Origin of the sequence: Ihubacter massiliensis, assembly GCF_024125305.1 — a bacterium.
GTDB lineage: Bacteria > Bacillota > Clostridia > Peptostreptococcales > Anaerovoracaceae > Hominibacterium > Hominibacterium faecale.
Window position 1 is genome coordinate 3,992,469 of the sequence record NZ_JAMXVH010000001.1, and the last position, 17,078, is coordinate 4,009,546.

The window sequence follows — 17,078 nt, forward strand, 5'->3', positions numbered from 1 at the left end:
TTTTTCGTTGACTGTTTACGGGGAATATTTATTTCTGGAAAACTTCATAACAGGGTTGGTAATACTGGTTCTCACTGGCAGGCTGTGCGGACGTAAGAGGGCCAAATCCGGCATGGTTTTAGGGGGATTGATGTGCGGAGCATACTCCTTCGTGCTCTTCCTTCCCATGGTATGGCCGGCGGCGCTGATCTGCAAGCTGATCTTCTCCCTTGCCGTAATTTTAGCGGCTTTCGGCTACGGAGGCAAGCCGGTTTACCTGAAAACGGTAGCGGTTTTTTACATAGTAAGTTTCCTCATGGGAGGCATCACGGTCGGACTCATGTACATGACCAAGGTTCCCGGCTTGTCGGCCAACGGAAGCGTTTATCTTCACAGCATCACGTATCTGCAGGTGGCGGCCGGCGTGCTCGTCACCTGGGTACTGGGCAGCTGGCTGGCTGAGTTTATTCGGGGAAAACTTACAAAAGAAAAAGTATTTACGGATATTAAAGTGGAAATTGCGGAAAAAGAGTGGGAAATGCGGGCTTTTGTGGATACGGGGAATTTTTTGCGGGATCCGGTTTCCGGAAATCCGGCGGCGGTCCTGTCGGCTTCCTGCGGCCAGCGCCTCTTGGATGACCTGAAAGATGCCATCTTGAGCAGAAGCTGCGTGATTCCATACAGCAGCGTGGGACAAAAGGGCGTTCTGCAGGGGTTGCGGCCGGATCGGGTGATCGTAGAGGGCAGGCCCATTGAAAATATTGTTTTGGCCATCAGTAAAGAAGATTTTGCCTGCTGGAAAGGAAAAGAAGCTTACGAAGTACTGTTGCAGCAGCAGATTATAGAAGGAGGAGCATTAGAGAATGCAGAATGATCATTTTATGAGCGTGAGGACGTTCTGGGAGGAGCTGAGAAAAGCTTATGAAGCGCTTAAAAACTTTCTTAAGGGCAAAGATGAAATTCCGGATATCCATTATATCGGGGGAAGCGATGTGCTGCCGCCGCCTTTGGATTCCCAGGAGGAACACAAGGCACTGGAGGAATTCATGGCAGGGAGCGAAGAAGCACGGGCCCTGCTCATCGAACATAATCTGCGCCTAGTGGTTTACATAGCCAAAAAGTTTGAAAACGCGGGTATCAATGTGGAAGACTTGATTTCCATCGGAACCATCGGGCTGATCAAAGCGGTGAATACCTTTAAAATGGATAAGAATATCAAGCTGGCGACTTATGCTTCCAGGTGCATTGAAAATGAAATTCTCATGTATCTTCGGCGCAACAATAAAACCAAAGGCGATGTTTCCCTGGATGAGCCGCTCAATGTGGATTGGGATGGGAATGAGCTGCTGCTGTCCGACATTCTGGGCACGGAGAACGATGTGGTTTACACCCACATTGAAGAAGAGGTCAACAAAAGCCTGCTGGACTACGCCATGAACAAGCTCAACAAACGGGAGCGGGAGATCATGGAAATGCGTTTTGGCCTTGTCAGCGGAAAAGAGATGACCCAAAAGGAAGTGGCCGACCGCATGGGCATTTCCCAATCGTATATCTCCCGCCTGGAAAAAAAGATCATCAGCAGGCTGCAGCGGGAGATTAAAAAACTGGGGTGAGTATAAATCTATGGAACAATAGATCATGGACAGGTGTTTTACGAGAGGAATGGGATTTCTTGCGAAAAGAATGAAAAGGTGATATGAAATTTTCGCAAGTTTCAACGATTGGGCACTTTCAGATTCGCCTAGAAGCCGCGCGGGCCGCAAGCTGCTGGGATCAGGCCCCGCGAACCCACAACTTTGCGCAAAAATCGTGATTTTTAAAAAAAATTTTCCGGAGTCCCTTGGGAAAGGCATCCCTTGCTCGCCGTAACACAACAGAACACGCACGCGAAATGAGAGGCAGACATAGTCAAACCATGATATGATAGGAAGCAAAAGCGAAAAGAGGTACAATCAGATGGCAGATATCGTTGTCCATGGGCTGACTCAGAACAATTTGAAGCATGTTACATTCAGTATTCCAAAGGAAAAAATCACGGTGTTTACCGGTGTGTCAGGCTCCGGCAAATCCAGCATTGTTTTTGATACCATCGCCGCCGAATCCCAGCGGCAGATGAATGCGACCTACCCGCCTTTCGTCCGGTCCAGGCTCCCCAAGTATCCCAAGCCTGCAGTGGAGCGTATCGATCATTTAACGCCGGCCGTGGTGGTGGACCAATCTCCCCTGGGCGGGAATGCCCGATCTACAGTGGGAACCATCAGCGGGCTTTATGCCAGTCTGCGGCTGCTGTTTTCCAGAATTGGAAAGCCCTATGCAGGCACAGCCTCCCATTTTTCCTTCAATGACCCCAACGGCATGTGCAAAACTTGTTCCGGCCTTGGAAAGATCACAAAAGTGGATGTGGAAGCCATATTGGATTTGGACAAGTCCTGGAATGAGGGCTGTGTGCAGGATTCTCTGTACAGGCCGGGCTCTTGGTACTGGAAGCAGTATGCGCAGTCGGGCCTGTTCGACCTGGACAAGCCGATCAGAGCGTATTCCAGCGAGGAATACAACCTCCTTCTATACGGTTCCCGCGACGGTAAAGGTGAGCCGGAGAACCCAAAGGTGACCGGGCTGTACCACAAATACACAAAGACCCTATTAAACAGGGATATCAGCAATAAAAGCAGGCATACACAGGAGAAGTCTCAAAGCCTGGTTGTCGAAATGGAGTGTGCCGACTGCCATGGGAAACGGCTCAACGAGGCTGTTTTAAGCTGCAAAATAAACGACTGGTCCATTGCGGATATGTGCGCCATGGAGCTGACCCAGCTTCGTGATGTCCTATCACAGATTATGGACCAAACGGTAAAAGTCCTGGTGCAGACGATGATCGAGGGTCTGGATCGGATGATCGAGATCGGCCTGCCCTATCTTCATCTGAACCGAGAAACCCCGTCTCTCTCCGGAGGTGAGGCCCAACGGCTCAAGCTGGTGCGTTACATGGGCAGCAGTCTGACTGGGATGACCTATATTTTTGACGAACCCAGCACAGGGATGCATCCTCGGGATGTCTACCGCATGAACAACCTGCTGCTTCAGCTGCGGGACAAGGGTAACACAGTCCTGGTGGTGGAGCACGATAAAGATGTGATTTCCATTGCGGACCATGTGATCGACGTGGGACCGGGGGCCGGACAGAACGGCGGGGAAATTGTGTTCGCCGGCAGCTGCGCAGAACTTCTCCAGGCCGACACTTTGACAGGGAAAGCCATGCTCCAGTCCCTGCCGGTAAAAGAGGAGCCCCGTCGTCCGCGAGGCAGCCTGCCGGTCCGGGATGCCTGCCTGCACAATCTAAAGCATGTAGATGTGGATATTCCGCTGGGGGTCATGACTGTGGTCACCGGCGTGGCCGGTTCGGGAAAAAGCACTTTGATCTCGCAAGTCTTTGCCAAACAGTATGAGAGCGACGTTGTGATGATCGATCAGGGCCCTATCACAGCGACAGGCCGGTCCACGCCCGCATCCTATCTGGACTTTTTTGATGAAATCCGCAGGCTGATGGCCCGGGAAAGCGGCAAGCCCAGCAGCCTGTTCAGCTTCAATTCTGCCGGGGCCTGCCCGGTGTGCGGCGGCAAAGGCGTGATTGTTACCGAGCTGGCGTTCATGGATCCCATCGTGACTGAGTGTGAGGCTTGCGGCGGCGTTCGCTATAACCAGGAGGCCCTAGCCTGCACCTACAAGGGAAAAAACATCGTTGAACTGCTGAGCCTGACTGCATCTCAGGCGATGGAGGTATTTGAGGATGCTAAGATTAAGAAGCGGCTGAAAGTAATGGAGCAGGTGGGATTATCTTATCTTACCCTGGGCCAGCCGCTCAGTACCCTTTCCGGCGGCGAACGCCAGAGAATCAAGCTTGCAAAAAAACTGGGGAAGAAGGGGAGCATCATTGTGATGGACGAGCCGACAACCGGACTGCACATGTCCGATACGCAAAATCTGCTCAAGCTGTTCGACATGATCGTTTCCCGGGGCAACACGCTGGTGATCATCGAGCATAACCTGGATGTGATGAAGCAGGCAGACTGGATCATCGACATCGGACCTGACGGCGGAAACAACGGCGGACAGGTGGTATTCACGGGAACCCCAATGGAAATGCTGCGCAGCGCGAAAACGCTGACAGCGGACAGTCTGCGGGCTTCCTTAACAGAAGAGAAAGCGGCTTCGCCTCACTGCTGACAGGTGGATCAGACCTTGGCGGGCACTCGTAAAGATCATAAATAAGGGTGTGTCTATAAATGAAATACAAAAAACAGATTAATTCAGAATTAAAGCAAATCGCAGAGTTTATTTTCCAGATTATCATCTGCTCCCGAGTATCCCTATCCGGCTGCATATGAGTACGTTTTGGCATTATATAAATGTATATTAACATAATACCTTGTTGTAAGCGAAAAGACCAATCAAGAGAAACAGATACACCGCCAAAAAGGTGCAGAAGGGAGCATATCCATTAACATTTATCTGATGTGATATGCTCCCTTTTGCCTTTGATTTCTTTTTCAGCACCTGCACATTCTGTTATAATTTCATGAGATTGTTAGATTCTCCTGTTTTGTTTCGTAGTAATAAGTGATTAATCAAACAGGCCGGTCGGAAATTAGGAGGAAGTAATATTGGATATAAATCATGATAATTTTTTCGCTGAGCTCAGACGGAAAAACCCTGAATCCATCGAGTTTATTGTTCATGAATATGGCTCTTTGATCAAAAGTGTGATTTACAAATACCTGTACAGCGACAAAGAAGCGCTGGACGAATGCTTTAATGATATACTGCTTGCCATCTGGAATAATCCGGATAAATTCGATGATAAGAAAAGCAATTTCAAGAACTGGATCTGTGCAATCGCAAAATATCGGGCGATCGATGCGCTTCGCAGAGAAAAGAAACGCAGTGAACGTTTTGTCAGCATTGGAGATCAGCAGGATATCGATTGGCTGAATGGTTTTCATCCTTTTGATAGCGGCATGGATGGTATCGATGAGTCAACTGGCGAGCTTGAAAAGCTTTTGAGCTGTTTGTCTGAGGAAGATAAAGACCTGTTTTTTCGAAGATATATGGAAGATCAATCGATCGAGGAGATATCCCAAGCGAAAAACATGAAACCTGATCTTATATACTCTCGCATTTCACGGGGAAAGAAAAAAATCAAAAATCAAATGAAGTGCCAAAGCGGAGGTGTGATAAAATGAAGGATAACTACTCGCATATAAATTTTGACGCCTTTTTAACAGAAGAGGACCACATCCTGACAGAAGCTGAGAAAGAAGCTTATATTAAGAATTTCTACAAACGTGCAGCCCTGAGACAGAACGAAGGGCCAGGCCATAAACCTGCAATAGGACGATTCAGCCGCAAGTTCATAGTTCTGGCCGCAGCGCTGGTAATGATTTTGTCATTCGGTGCGGTTGCTTATGCAGCCGGTTGGTTTAATCTGGGAGTGATCAATACAAAGTATGACAAATATGAATTGACTGCAGTAGAGGATTCTGCACAGTATAAAGCTGCAAAAGAAATGATGGATTATTATAACAGTCTTTCTCAAGAGGAACTTATTGCGCTTGACAATGGAACGTTTGAGGATACTGGAACAACAGATGAAAAAGAAAAGTCGATCACGTTCAGAGCTCCTACGGAAAAAGAGAAGGCTGTACTCGAAAAATATGGACTTGAATTTGTACGGACTCACTATTATGTGAATTCGGCAAAGAAGGCATTAGATCAGGTTGGAATCGGAAATATCCTGGGGGAGTTTTGGGATATTAACGAGCTGAAATCAAAGGATGATAATGTGTATAATGATGGATATATCTATACGGATAAAGGAACCGTAACCATAATTGGCGGCGGTGAATCTCCTGAAGCTCCAATATATTGGGAATTGCATATGATTCCGAGAAATGTGTATCTTTCTCCATGGAGTGCTTTTACCTTTCCGGAAGAAAAGGAACGCCCTGAATATACGGAGTGGAACTTTACAACAATGGACGGATATCAGGTTAAAGCAAATTCTTATAAAAGCAACTCTGGCCGCAACTTCAAAGCTCTGATCATTACTGAGACGCATACGATAGAGCTGTTATATCAATTCACGCCAGAAAAGCAAAGCAGCGATTTATCAAATCAGGATTTTGAAAGCCTGATTGAAAAGTTGGATTTATCAAAGCTCTCCTAAGCAGCGAGGTTCTATTGTATAGAGTAAAGGGGTTGCCACATTCGTGAAAATGAATGCGACAGCCCTTTTTTCGATTCCATTTTGTGAACTATTGGGAAGAGGTAATGCATGGATAATCTGATAGAGATGTTTGGAAATCAAAGTGCTTTCAAAGGAACTGGCCTTTTGTAGAAAGTTAAAATCCAGAAACATGCAAGCGCTATCTATCCGCAACCTGTTCCTGATCCAAAGGCATATATAAAAACAGCTGAAATTCCCCGTTTTTGGTTTGTATGTCCATGCTTCCCTGATAACGGGTGACGACTTCCCGGATGCTTCTCAGCCCAAAGCCGTGTTTCTCTTTGTCTGCCTTGCTGGTATCCGGCAGGGCGTTTTCTCCGTCCGCCCGCGTTTCACCGGGAAGGGGGTTGATGACACTGACCGCGAAAATGCCTTTTTGCGCACGCAGCCTGAGGACAGTGCGGCGCTGGTTCTGCGGCAGCTTTTGGCACGCTTCTGCCGCATTATCCAGAGCATTGGCCAGCAGAGCGCAGATGTCCGCTTTTTCAAAGGGAAGAGGGTCTGGAATATCTGCTTTCACATCAAAGGAAATGTTTTTCTGCTCCATGAGGGCGGCTTTGGTGCTGAGTACCGCATTGACGGTTTGGTCGCCGCAATAATGAAGGGTCCCCTTTATGGCAGGACTTTCGATCAGCTTTGCCAAATAAGCGTCCTTTTCCTCATCTGGAAGGGAGGCCAAAGCCTGCAGATGATTGGACAGATCGTGGCGCAGCCTTCTGACCTCGAATTGCTGCTGTTCCATGGAGGCGTAATAGCGTTTGTTCATTTCCCCCACAATGCTGTCCCTTTCCAGGCGGCGTTGTTTAGCCAGCACGGTGATGGCCCACAGGAGCCCAACAAAGGAAAGGAAGGCGATGAAAAGACAGGCAAGAGGGGCATAGGAAAACGAAGGGGTCGATATATAAAAAGGACTGATGAGCAAAACCAGAGAGCAGGTGATGCCAAGGGGCGTAAGGGTTAAAAGAAGCAGCAGCTTCCAGAGCGCGGGGGACAGTTCATAGTCCTTTGGAGGAGCGGCGCGCCGCATGGCAAGATAAAGCAGGCACCAGAAGCAAAGCCGCAGGATAATGGAGGTCTTGAAGTGGACATCCGTTGTTTCATCCAGGAAGGCATTGAGTGCCAGAGCCGTGCTGGCAAACATAAGCCCAATGGTGAGCCGCTGTAGCAGCGGCCCTTTGCAGCAAAGAAGGACCGCGGCCATGAAAAAGAGAAGTGTAGGCGGCAGGTTGAAAGGATCGCCAAGAAAGATGACCATGGAAACCAAAACGAAATGTCCCAGATACAGGAGTGCCATCCGCCAAATCCCCCTGCCGGCTGGCAGCAGAAGACCGGAAGCTTTCATGGCAAGCCAAGCAGTGGGAAAAAGAAAGAAATTCATGGGGTGAGTCAGAAACATCAGAACGCACCTCCCAGCATGGCGCGGGCCAGTTTTTTGGAGGCTTCTTCTTTCAGTGCCCGGCTCATGGGAAGCTGGATTCCTGAGATGGTGACTGCGGATGCGGAAATATGTTCCACCGCGGAAGCATTTACCAGATAGCGCTGGTGGATTCGCACAAAATCGTTTCCCACCTTTGCCGCCACAAGGTCCAGTTTGTCGTAAAAGGTGTATTCTTTTTCAGCAGTAACCAGGTGAACGAGCCGTTTTTCGCTGTAAAAGTAGAGGATGTCCCTGCAGGCCAGCTTAAAGGTCCCGTCAATATTGTGAAAAGCAAAGAAGGCATCTGCCTGCTCCTGCTCCATGCGGCGGATCCGCTCCATCAGCTCACGGAGCCTTTCCGGGTCAGCGGGTTTGAGGATGTAATCCAGGGCCCCGGTGCGGTAGCCGTCAAAAACGTAGTCCGGGTAACCGGTGACGAAAACGATCATAAGCTTCCGGTTGAACTTGCGAATTTCCAGAGCTGTTTCCATGCCGCTCTGTTCTTTCATCTCCACATCTAAAAACAGCAGATCAATTTCTCCGGGGTGTTTGGCCAGCCAGCTTGCGGCTCGTTTCCCCGAATTGAATTCATACACAATGCTTTCCACTCCTTCATAAAGAATTTTTTCCAGCTGAAAGCGCAGGGCGTCTCTTGCCTTTGTTTCATCGTCGCACAAGGCGATTCTCAGCATATTCATTCCATCCTTCCCTCTATATTTTCTGAGTATGAGTATAGCACAAAGATGCTGAATTTTACATGAAAAGAACAAAACTTTGCAAAGCCTGCAAGGCAGATTCCAAAGATTACACCCAATCTGCAATCTATGACACGGCAGATTCTGCAGCTGTTTTTCTGTGGTAAGGTAAGGACATCAAAACAGAGAAAAAGGAGAGTTAGAATATGCTGCATGTAAAAGATTTGCGCAAGTCCTATATGGTGGGCCGGGAAACCTACCCGGTGCTGAAAGGGATCAATTTGTCCGTCGCTCAGGGAGAGTTCGTGGCCGTTATGGGGCCGTCGGGTTCGGGAAAGAGCACGCTGCTCAACTGTATTTCCTGCTATATTCCCTTTGATGAGGGAAAGATCGTCCTCGGCGGCCGGGAGCTGAAAAATCTCAGCGAGGAGGAGCTGGCGAAGGTGCGCAATGAAAAGCTGGGGTTCGTTTTTCAGGACTTCATGCTCCTGGACGGACTCAATATCCGGGAAAACATTTTGCTGCCCAGCATCATCAACGGCAATGTGGGGAAGAAGGAAGAGAAGCTGGCCGATGACCTTTTGAACATCTTTGGAATCGAGCATATCAAGGATAAATTTCCTGCCGACGTGTCGGGCGGGGAGCGGCAGAGGACCGCGGTGGCCCGGGCGCTGATCAACAATCCGCTGATGATCCTTGCCGATGAACCGACAGGAAACCTGGACAGCAAATCCAGCCGGGCGGTAATCGAATCTTTCCGGGAAGCGATCAACAAGCTGGATGCCACCATTTTGATGGTGACCCACGATAGTTTTTCCGCGTCCTTCTGCGACCGGGTGGTCTTGCTGCAGGATGGGACTGTTTATCGGAACATGGAAAAGGGCGAGAGCCGGGAAGCGTTCCACGATCAGCTGCTGCTTGCGATTAAGGAAATGAGCGGTGATACCAAATGATGACCATGAAAGCGATACAGAGAAAATTAAGAAAACACAACCGAAAACAATATTCCCTCTATGCTTTTTGCAATTTTATTTCCTTAATGCTGATCACGGCATATTCGGCGATGATGTTTTCACCCACTGTGCTGAGCGTGCTTCCGGAAGGGGGAGACAGCCGAAAACAGATGATCGCCATTTTTGTCCTGGCCTGTGTGGGCTGTGTGGTCTTTACCATTTATTCCGCAGGGCTGTTCTTTCGGAAAAAGTCCAAGGAAATCGGGATCATGATGGCTCTAGGAGCATCCAAGCAGCGGCTGGCCCCGGGAGTGATTTCAGAAACTGCCATCGTCAGCGGCCTTTCCGCACTGGCAGGGACAGTCTGTGGTATGCCCTTCGCGTGGCTGATCTGGCAGGCTTTCCGCCTGCTTGTGGTGGACAGCGCGGAAATGAAACTGACCTTTGACTTTTCCTGTCTGCTGCTTTCGGTCTTATTCATGGCGCTGGTCATCGGCGCGGCCATTATTTTGGGTATCCGCTATCTCAACCGGACCAATATCATGGACGTGGTTCACGAAGAACACAAGAATGAGCCGGTACGGCAGGTAGGGAGAAAGTGCGGCATTTTGGGGATCGTGATCCTGCTGATCGGCGCAGTTGTGGGATACAGCGCAAGCGGCATCTACAAACAACTCTTCCAGGCATATGCGCCTGAGTGGCTCAATGTTCTCTATGCGCCGGTGCTTTTGGGGCTTTATATGATCCTTCTCCATACTGTGGTCAATGGCTGGCGGCAGCGCAGGAGTCATTACAAGGGGATCATATCCAGGAGCATGATGAAGTTCCAGGGCCGGCAGACGGTCAACAATATGTTGGTAGTAACGGTTCTCATTGCAGGCGCCTGCTTCGGCGCGTTCTATCTTCCCATGATGGGCACCGGACAGATCCTCGAAACCAATTCCAGACCTTACGATTACGCCTTTTTTTATCCGCAGGGAAACCACTTTGCGGAACGGGAAAACATCGAAGCCATGGCGGAAAAGCGGGAATTGGCCATAAAGGATTATGAGAAGGCGGCCTACATTGCCCTGGGGATGGACGGCCAGGAAGAAGTGGAGGACGAAGGACAGAAGTTTCATATAGAGTATACAGAGTTTCTTTCGGAAGGGCGATTTTTTTCCGAAAGCGATTTTTCCAGGGTGACCGGGAAAAAAGCGGAGGTCCCGCGTGGGCAGTACATGACCGTCGGTGATAATGAGGGTAATGCGCTCTACGCCAGAAAGGATACCGGTCTGCTGACCAATATGACGACGAAAAAGCAAATTGCGGTGGAGTATGGAGGCGTCGTGCCCTACGGGATACTCTACATCGGATCGGACCGTACTTACTATGTTCTGGACGACCGGGACTACGCAGCCATATCCAAAGGGCTTGCGGGCGAGTGGAAAGAGGGCGCAGCCTTTTTCAACATCAAAGGAGAGGACGATTACAGCTTTGCCAGAGAACTTTACCATGGGTTTATCGATTCTATGGATGAGGAAGAGCCGACAAACAGCGTTTATGACCGTGTCTATAAATACAGCCGCAATCAAAAAGGAGAGGTCTATTGGGGCGATACGGATGAAATGACCCGGCTGTCCTTCGATAATCCGGACTCCACAGAATTCCGCCAGTATTGGGCATATATGCCGAAAATCAGAATAATGGACCAAAACGATTACATGAAGACCTTTGCCGTATTCTTGATGATGTTCCTATTTATCGCGATCATCTGCATGTTGTCGGCTCTGGTGATCTGTTACACCCGGTGCATGACCATTGCCATCAATAATCACTATGTTTTTGATGATTTGAAGCGCTTGGGCGCGTCCCCCAAGTTCCTGGGCAGAGAGCTGAGAAGCCAGGCCGGCAAGGTGTTTACGGTTCCGGCGATCGTGGGCATGTCCATGATGTATCTGCTCTATATAATGATCATGTATGCCAATGACGGCGGCTTTTCCAAAAGCGAAATCGCCGGACTGGGCGTGTGCCTGGGAGTGGAAGTTCTCTTCGGCCTGATTGTATTCGCGGTTTACCGTATTACCTGCGCCAAGATGCGTCATCAGCTGGGGATCGCGAAAGGTTAGGATAAGGGGCCGGAGCATCGAGGGGGCCGGAAGCTGCCGGGGGTCCTTCCTGGCTATTAGTGGATGTGTATTGTTTTTATACCTTGCAAGCCACGTCGCAGCAAGATTCAGTATTTTTTACCCCGCGGCAACGCCGTATTAAATGGTAAAAATACTATACGATATTCTCCATTGAGTGCGGCATTGCCGCAAAGTTGAATATCGTGAAATTTTTTCGTCATGGCAAAAAAATTATAGGCTCCGAGCAACGGCAGCCGCATGAAGCAGATTACTTTGCCATGCGCCAGCCCTCTCACCATTTCGGCCCCGGCCCGCGGCGGGCCGGCCGGCCGACTTAATGGCCAAAAACACTTTTTTCGCCGATTCCTATTCGAAATGCCCTGATTTGGATGCAATGTCCATAGAAAATCAGGGCATTTTGCTGTTTTCACAGCCTGCTGAGAGGATCAGCAGGATTGGTTTGCTTAACTCTTGCGCATACAAGCAACTTATATGCGGTTAGCCACATACAACAACCGGGATAACCTGGCCTGGAGCGCGATTTTCTATACACTTTGTCTGCCAAAAGGCCGGTTTCGAATAGAAATGGCGAAATTTTTTCCCTCGCCGGCATTTTAGCTTCTACATTTAAGTGAGACACCAGCCCCGGACACATGGACGTGCAGAAAAAAAGGCGGCGATCCCAAATACGTATATAAATTGAATAAACCCAAAACAAAGTTGCGGCGAATCATAATACTTTGTTGCGGCGGCGGCAAATAAGGGAAACTATTTTAGATAAATCGCCCAAAAACCCACAATTAAATTTGTGATTTATTCACAAATAAAAGTCCGAAACGTTGAGATATAGCGTATATACATACAAATTCGAATAAATATACATCCAACATAATAATAATGCCAAAAAACTATTGATTTTTACACAGGAAAGGTTTATTATAGGATGTATATTTTTTATTTTGCCGGAAATATCATAAGCAATATTTTCGGAGTACCAACAAAGCCTGCTTCCTTTAAGAATAGAGCGGAGCCGACTTTGTTCATCGGATAAAGCATGTAAGACGACGAGGAGAATAGGGATGAAACAAAGCTACAAAATATTCATTGACGGCGGAGAAGGAACCACTGGCCTGAAAATCCACGAAAGGTTTGCCGGCCGCCAGGATTTGGAACTTTTACATATTGATGAAGAAAAACGCAAAGATCCCCAGGAGCGAAAGAAGCTGATCAACCAATCGGACATTACCTTCCTCTGTCTGCCCGACGCGGCGGCCAGAGAAGCCGTGGCGCTGGTGGAAAACAACCGCACCAGGATTATCGATGCTTCTACCGCCCACAGAACGGACCCCGACTGGGCATACGGATTCCCGGAACTTTCTGAAGATCATCGCCGGCGCATTGAAACAGCAAAAAGGGTCGCTGTACCCGGCTGCTATGCCAGCGGCTTTATCGCCTGCGTGTATCCTCTGGTCAAGGCCGGGATTCTGCCGACGGATTACCCGCTCACCTGCCATGGAGTGTCTGGCTACAGCGGCGCCGGAAAAAAGATGATCGCAGTCATGGAGAGCGATGAAAAACCGGAGGCGTGCTATTCGCCCCGCCAATACGCCCTCAGTCAAACCCACAAACACTTGCCGGAAATGCAGAAGATTTGCGGTTTGGAATACAGGCCCATGTTCAACCCCATTGTGGACGACTACTACAGCGGCATGGTGGTATCGGTTCCCCTCCATACCAGATGCCTGACAAAGCCCTTTACGCTGGAGCAAATCCATGAGACAATGGCAGTCCATTACCAAGGATGCAAGTTTGTCAAAGTCAGAGAGCCGGGCGGCGGCAAGACACTGGAGGACGGATTTCTGCCGGCCAATTCATTAGCCGGGACCAACCTGATGGAGATCTTTGTCTGCGGAAATGATGACCAGGTACTGGTAGCCTCCCGTCTGGACAATTTGGGAAAAGGAGCCTCCGGCGCTGCGGTTCAGTGCATGAACATTATGATCGGACTGGATGAAACGACCGGTTTACTATAAAAAAGTTTCCATCGGAACCGTTTTTCATAAGGTAAACTTTTTTGAAATACAGGAAATGCCACGCAATTGATATTTCTTGTATTATAAAAAACGTGTGCATGACGGAATCAAAGATGATTCCTACGCACACATGTCGCTGACAAGCAGCGACGCTTCGCAAGGTACGTTCTTTGAAGTATAGGATAGTTCCTATACTATAAACAACTCATGGATAAAAGGAAGGAGAATACATGCAATACATAGATGGAGGGGTGTGCGCACCGAAAGGATTTCAGGCCGCAGGTGTACATTGCGGAATCAGAAGCAAGAATACGGATAAGAAAGATTTGGCGCTGATCGTCAGCGATGAACTGTGCACGGCAGCAGCAGTCTATACCCAGAACAAAGTAAAGGGAGCACCGATTGCAGTCACCAGGGAGCATCTGAAAGATGGCAAAGCAAAAGCTGTGATCTGCAACAGCGGAAACGCCAATACCTGTGCTCCAAACGGCGTGGAAATCGCAAAAAAAACCTGCGATTTAGCGGCGGAGCACATAGGCATCAAGGCTGAAAATATTATCGTTTGCTCCACTGGGGTCATCGGCGAAGAGCTGATCATGGAGCCCTTTGAAAAAGGGATGAAGCCTTTGGTAAAAGCCCTCAGTTATGAAGGCGGAACCCTGGCAGCAGAAGCGATTATGACCACGGATACCGTTTCCAAGGAGTGCGCTGTGGAGTTTGAACTGGGCGGGAAAACCTGCCGCATCGGAGCAACCGCAAAGGGCAGCGGCATGATCAACCCTAACATGGCGACCATGCTTTCCTTCATCACAACCGACGCGGCTATTTCCAGCAGCATGCTTCAGCAAGCCCTTTCCCAGGATATAAAAGACAGTTACAATCAAATCAGCGTTGACGGCGATACTTCCACCAATGACACGGTAGCGATTATGGCTAATGGACTCTGCGGCAACCCGGAAATCAAGGAAGACGGAGAGGCCTTCAAGCAGTTCTGCAAGGCTCTGGCCATGGTCACAAAGGTACTGGCCAAAAAGCTGGCCGCCGACGGTGAAGGAGCCACCAAGCTGATCGAATGTCAGGTGACGGGAGCCCCGGACAAAGAAACTGCCAGGAGCCTTTCAAAATCCGTCATCAGCTCGGACCTGCTCAAATCGGCTATGTTCGGAGAAGATGCCAACTGGGGCCGGGTTCTCTGCGCCATTGGCTACGCGCCGGCGGATTTCAGCGCCGACGATATTACCGTAGAGATGAGCTCGAAGAAAGGCAGCATCAAGGTTTGTGAGCATTCCGCCCTGTATCCCCACAGCGAAGAAAAAGCGGCGGAGATCCTGTCGGAAACGGAAATTAAAATAGATGTTAATCTCAATCAGGGACAAGAACAAGCCGCAGCATGGGGCTGTGATTTGACCTATGATTATGTTAAAATAAACGGAGACTACCGTTCTTAGAGGAGGGCCAAAGTGGTAAGTCAGAAATATTTGGATAAAGCAGAGGTATTGATCGAGGCGCTGCCATATATACAGCGTTTTAACCGGAAAATCATCGTTATTAAATACGGCGGCAGCGCTATGCTGGACCAGGAACTGAAGAAAAAAGTCATCGAAGATGTGGTGCTGCTCAAACTGGTCGGCTTCAAACCGATCATCGTCCACGGAGGCGGCAAAGAAATCAGCAGATGGGTCGGAAAAGTGGGCATGGAACCGCAGTTTATCAACGGACTTCGTGTCACTGACGAGGATACGATGGAGCTGGTGGAAATGGTTCTTGCCAAGGTCAACAAGGAACTGGTGAGCCTGGTTCAATCCCTGGGCGTCAAGGCAGTAGGGATCAGCGGCAAGGACGGCGGCCTGCTCAATGTGACCAGAAAAACCTCCGATGGCCAGGATATCGGCTATGTGGGAGAGATCAAAGAGGTCAACGCTAAAGTCCTCCACGATCTGCTGGAAAAGGATTTTCTGCCCATCGTATTTCCAGTGGGCATGGATGATGATTTTCAGACATACAATATCAATGCCGACGATGCAGCCTGCGCCATCGCCAAGGAAGTCAGCGCTGAAAAGCTGGCATTTCTAACGGACATCGACGGCGTTTACAAGGACCCCAGCGATTCAAAGACTTTGATTGCCGAGCTCTATGTAAATGAGGCGGAAAAACTCATCGAGGACGGATATATCGGGGGCGGCATGCTGCCCAAACTGAAAAATTGTATCGATGCCATCCGCCAGGGGGTTTCAAGAGTGCATATCTTAGATGGGCGTATCCCGCACAGCATGCTCTTGGAAATCTTTACCGACCGGGGCGCCGGTACGGCGATTTTGTGTGAAAGAGAGGCGAAATATTACAATGAAGAAGATTGATATAAAGACAACGGATCAGGAAAAGATCGTTGGCACTTATGCCCGATACGATATGGTGGCGGATCACGGAAAAGGCGCGGTCTGCGTGGATGAAGAAGGAAAAGAATACATCGATTTTACAGCGGGAATCGGCGTCAATTCGCTGGGATTCTGCGACGATGGATGGGTCAGGGCGGTGACAAAGCAGCTGAAGAAATCACAGCATGTGTCCAACCTGTTCTACACTGAGCCCCAGACTCGGGTGGCGGAGATACTGACTGCCCGCACCGGACTTTGCAAAGTTTTTTTCTCCAACTCCGGAGCAGAGGCTAATGAAGTGGCCATTAAAGCGGCAAGAAAGTACAGCAATAATAAATACGGCAATGATATTAATTGGATCACAACCCTGGAAAACTCCTTTCACGGTCGCACCATGGCGGCCATTACGGCTACCGGACAGGAAAATTACCATAAGGATTTTTACCCGTTCCTGGGCAACTTCTCCTACTGCAAACCGGATGATATCGACGATCTGCATAAATCCATCAACGATAAAACCTGTGCTATCATGCTGGAAGTGGTTCAGGGAGAAGGCGGCGTGGTCAACTTGAACAAGGAATTCCTTCAGGAAGTGGAATCCCTCTGCCGCCAGAAGGATATGCTTTTGATCGTGGATGAAGTACAGACAGGAATTGGAAGGACCGGCACCTTGTTTGCTTATGAACAGTACGGTATAAAACCGGATATCGTAACCTTTGCCAAAGGCATCGGCGGCGGCCTGCCCATCGGCGGCGCTTTGTTCGGCGAAAAGGTCTGCGATGTGCTGGGACCGGGAAGCCACGGCACGACCTACGGAGGCAATCCGGTAGCATGCGCCGGGGCGCTGGAAGTGCTGGACCGCATGGATGATGCCTTTCTCAAAGGAGTTGCGGAAAAAGGCGAATATATGAAAAAAAAGTTGAATGCCATCCCCGCGGTCGTCTCCATATCGGGGCTGGGATTGATGCTTGGTGTCGAGATCAAGGGGAAAGAAGCGAAAACCGCGGTTGCTGAAGCCCTGAAAAAAGGCTTGATGAGCCTGACGGCCAAAGATAAAATCAGGCTTTTGCCGCCTCTTACCATCACTTACGAGGAAATAGACAAAGGTCTAAAAATCTTGGAAGATGTCTTAAAATAGTTTTCAGCCAAACAGAATAAAACCGCCTTAGTTTGCGCATAAATAAGGTATGCAGGATGAGCACCAAATGCTTTAGGGGAGCAAAGAGGATGCGAGG

Annotated in this window: 14 protein-coding genes; 11 read left to right on the forward strand and 3 right to left on the reverse strand. The window is 49.2% G+C overall.

Annotated elements, in window-relative coordinates:
- The first annotated feature begins 7 nt into the window (after positions 1–7).
- The 5 genes from NIA71_RS18215 to NIA71_RS18235 all read left to right on the forward strand — a co-directional run bounded on the left by NIA71_RS18215 (position 8) and on the right by NIA71_RS18235 (position 6,202).
- The gene (locus NIA71_RS18215) at positions 8–853 is read left to right on the forward strand and encodes a sigma-E processing peptidase SpoIIGA (protein ID WP_227754766.1); all 846 of its coding nucleotides are present in this window, start codon (positions 8–10) and stop codon (positions 851–853) included.
- Positions 843–1,592 (forward strand): RNA polymerase sporulation sigma factor SigE, encoded by a 750-nt coding sequence (sigE, locus tag NIA71_RS18220; protein WP_227754765.1) that lies wholly within the window; start codon positions 843–845, stop codon positions 1,590–1,592. The genes NIA71_RS18215 and sigE overlap by 11 nt, the downstream gene beginning before the upstream one ends.
- A 343-nt stretch (positions 1,593–1,935) precedes the next feature.
- Complete coding sequence (locus tag NIA71_RS18225) at positions 1,936–4,203, forward strand: ATP-binding cassette domain-containing protein (protein WP_253021151.1); 2,268 nt, start codon at positions 1,936–1,938, stop codon at positions 4,201–4,203.
- 437 nt (positions 4,204–4,640) lie between these two features.
- Positions 4,641–5,219: a sigma-70 family RNA polymerase sigma factor gene (locus NIA71_RS18230; RefSeq protein ID WP_253021152.1), complete on the forward strand. Its 579-nt coding sequence runs from the start codon at positions 4,641–4,643 to the stop codon at positions 5,217–5,219.
- Entirely contained in the window at positions 5,216–6,202 is a 987-nt protein-coding gene (locus NIA71_RS18235; protein ID WP_253021153.1) for a hypothetical protein, read from the forward strand. The genes NIA71_RS18230 and NIA71_RS18235 overlap by 4 nt, the downstream gene beginning before the upstream one ends.
- Before the next feature lie 199 nt (positions 6,203–6,401).
- Here the strand turns inward: NIA71_RS18235 and NIA71_RS18240 are convergent, their stop codons facing one another.
- Positions 6,402–7,556 (reverse strand): ATP-binding protein, encoded by a 1,155-nt coding sequence (locus tag NIA71_RS18240; RefSeq protein WP_253021154.1) that lies wholly within the window; start codon positions 7,554–7,556, stop codon positions 6,402–6,404.
- 101 nt (positions 7,557–7,657) lie between these two features.
- On the reverse strand, positions 7,658–8,377 hold the full coding sequence (locus tag NIA71_RS18245; protein WP_332108586.1) for a LytR/AlgR family response regulator transcription factor: 720 nt from the start codon (positions 8,375–8,377) through the stop codon (positions 7,658–7,660).
- 203 nt (positions 8,378–8,580) lie between these two features.
- On the opposite strand from NIA71_RS18245, the gene NIA71_RS18250 reads away from it, so the two are divergent.
- Together NIA71_RS18250 and NIA71_RS18255 are read left to right on the forward strand one after the other, a co-directional pair.
- The gene (locus NIA71_RS18250; RefSeq protein ID WP_148395596.1) at positions 8,581–9,327 is read left to right on the forward strand and encodes an ABC transporter ATP-binding protein; all 747 of its coding nucleotides are present in this window, start codon (positions 8,581–8,583) and stop codon (positions 9,325–9,327) included.
- Positions 9,324–11,435, forward strand: a complete 2,112-nt coding sequence (locus tag NIA71_RS18255; RefSeq protein WP_253021155.1) for an FtsX-like permease family protein — start codon at positions 9,324–9,326, stop codon at positions 11,433–11,435. The genes NIA71_RS18250 and NIA71_RS18255 overlap by 4 nt, the downstream gene beginning before the upstream one ends.
- A gap of 107 nt (positions 11,436–11,542) precedes the next feature.
- Here NIA71_RS18255 and NIA71_RS18260 read toward each other — a convergent pair whose 3' ends face one another.
- Complete coding sequence (locus tag NIA71_RS18260) at positions 11,543–11,866, reverse strand: hypothetical protein (RefSeq protein ID WP_253021156.1); 324 nt, start codon at positions 11,864–11,866, stop codon at positions 11,543–11,545.
- A 648-nt stretch (positions 11,867–12,514) separates the two neighbouring features.
- Between NIA71_RS18260 and argC the strand changes: the two genes are divergently transcribed.
- The 4 genes from argC to NIA71_RS18280 all read left to right on the forward strand — a co-directional run bounded on the left by argC (position 12,515) and on the right by NIA71_RS18280 (position 16,981).
- Positions 12,515–13,468, forward strand: coding sequence for an N-acetyl-gamma-glutamyl-phosphate reductase (gene argC, locus NIA71_RS18265; protein ID WP_253021157.1), 954 nt, complete (start codon positions 12,515–12,517; stop codon positions 13,466–13,468).
- Positions 13,469–13,698: 230 nt separating this feature from the next.
- The gene (gene argJ / locus NIA71_RS18270; protein WP_227754760.1) at positions 13,699–14,916 is read left to right on the forward strand and encodes a bifunctional glutamate N-acetyltransferase/amino-acid acetyltransferase ArgJ; all 1,218 of its coding nucleotides are present in this window, start codon (positions 13,699–13,701) and stop codon (positions 14,914–14,916) included.
- 12 nt (positions 14,917–14,928) lie between these two features.
- A complete protein-coding gene (argB, locus tag NIA71_RS18275) occupies positions 14,929–15,825 on the forward strand; it encodes an acetylglutamate kinase (protein WP_148395601.1) in 897 nt (298 codons plus the stop codon).
- On the forward strand, positions 15,812–16,981 hold the full coding sequence (locus NIA71_RS18280) for an acetylornithine/succinylornithine family transaminase (RefSeq protein ID WP_253021158.1): 1,170 nt from the start codon (positions 15,812–15,814) through the stop codon (positions 16,979–16,981). The genes argB and NIA71_RS18280 overlap by 14 nt, the downstream gene beginning before the upstream one ends.
- Positions 16,982–17,078: the final 97 nt, after the last annotated feature.

Bases quoted from the DNA above. Each gene is read 5' to 3' on its own strand.
- sigE (WP_227754765.1), top strand. From the start codon at position 843: ATGCAGAATGATCATTTTATGAGCGTGAGGACGTTCTGGGAGGAGCTG.
- NIA71_RS18225 (WP_253021151.1), top strand. From the start codon at position 1,936: ATGGCAGATATCGTTGTCCATGGGCTGACTCAGAACAATTTGAAGCAT.
- NIA71_RS18235 (WP_253021153.1), top strand. From the start codon at position 5,216: ATGAAGGATAACTACTCGCATATAAATTTTGACGCCTTTTTAACAGAA.
- NIA71_RS18240 (WP_253021154.1), bottom strand. From the start codon at position 7,556: ATGGCACTCCTGTATCTGGGACATTTCGTTTTGGTTTCCATGGTCATC.
- NIA71_RS18245 (WP_332108586.1), bottom strand. From the start codon at position 8,377: ATGAATATGCTGAGAATCGCCTTGTGCGACGATGAAACAAAGGCAAGA.
- NIA71_RS18250 (WP_148395596.1), top strand. From the start codon at position 8,581: ATGCTGCATGTAAAAGATTTGCGCAAGTCCTATATGGTGGGCCGGGAA.
- NIA71_RS18255 (WP_253021155.1), top strand. From the start codon at position 9,324: ATGATGACCATGAAAGCGATACAGAGAAAATTAAGAAAACACAACCGA.
- argC (WP_253021157.1), top strand. From the start codon at position 12,515: ATGAAACAAAGCTACAAAATATTCATTGACGGCGGAGAAGGAACCACT.
- argJ (WP_227754760.1), top strand. From the start codon at position 13,699: ATGCAATACATAGATGGAGGGGTGTGCGCACCGAAAGGATTTCAGGCC.
- NIA71_RS18280 (WP_253021158.1), top strand. From the start codon at position 15,812: ATGAAGAAGATTGATATAAAGACAACGGATCAGGAAAAGATCGTTGGC.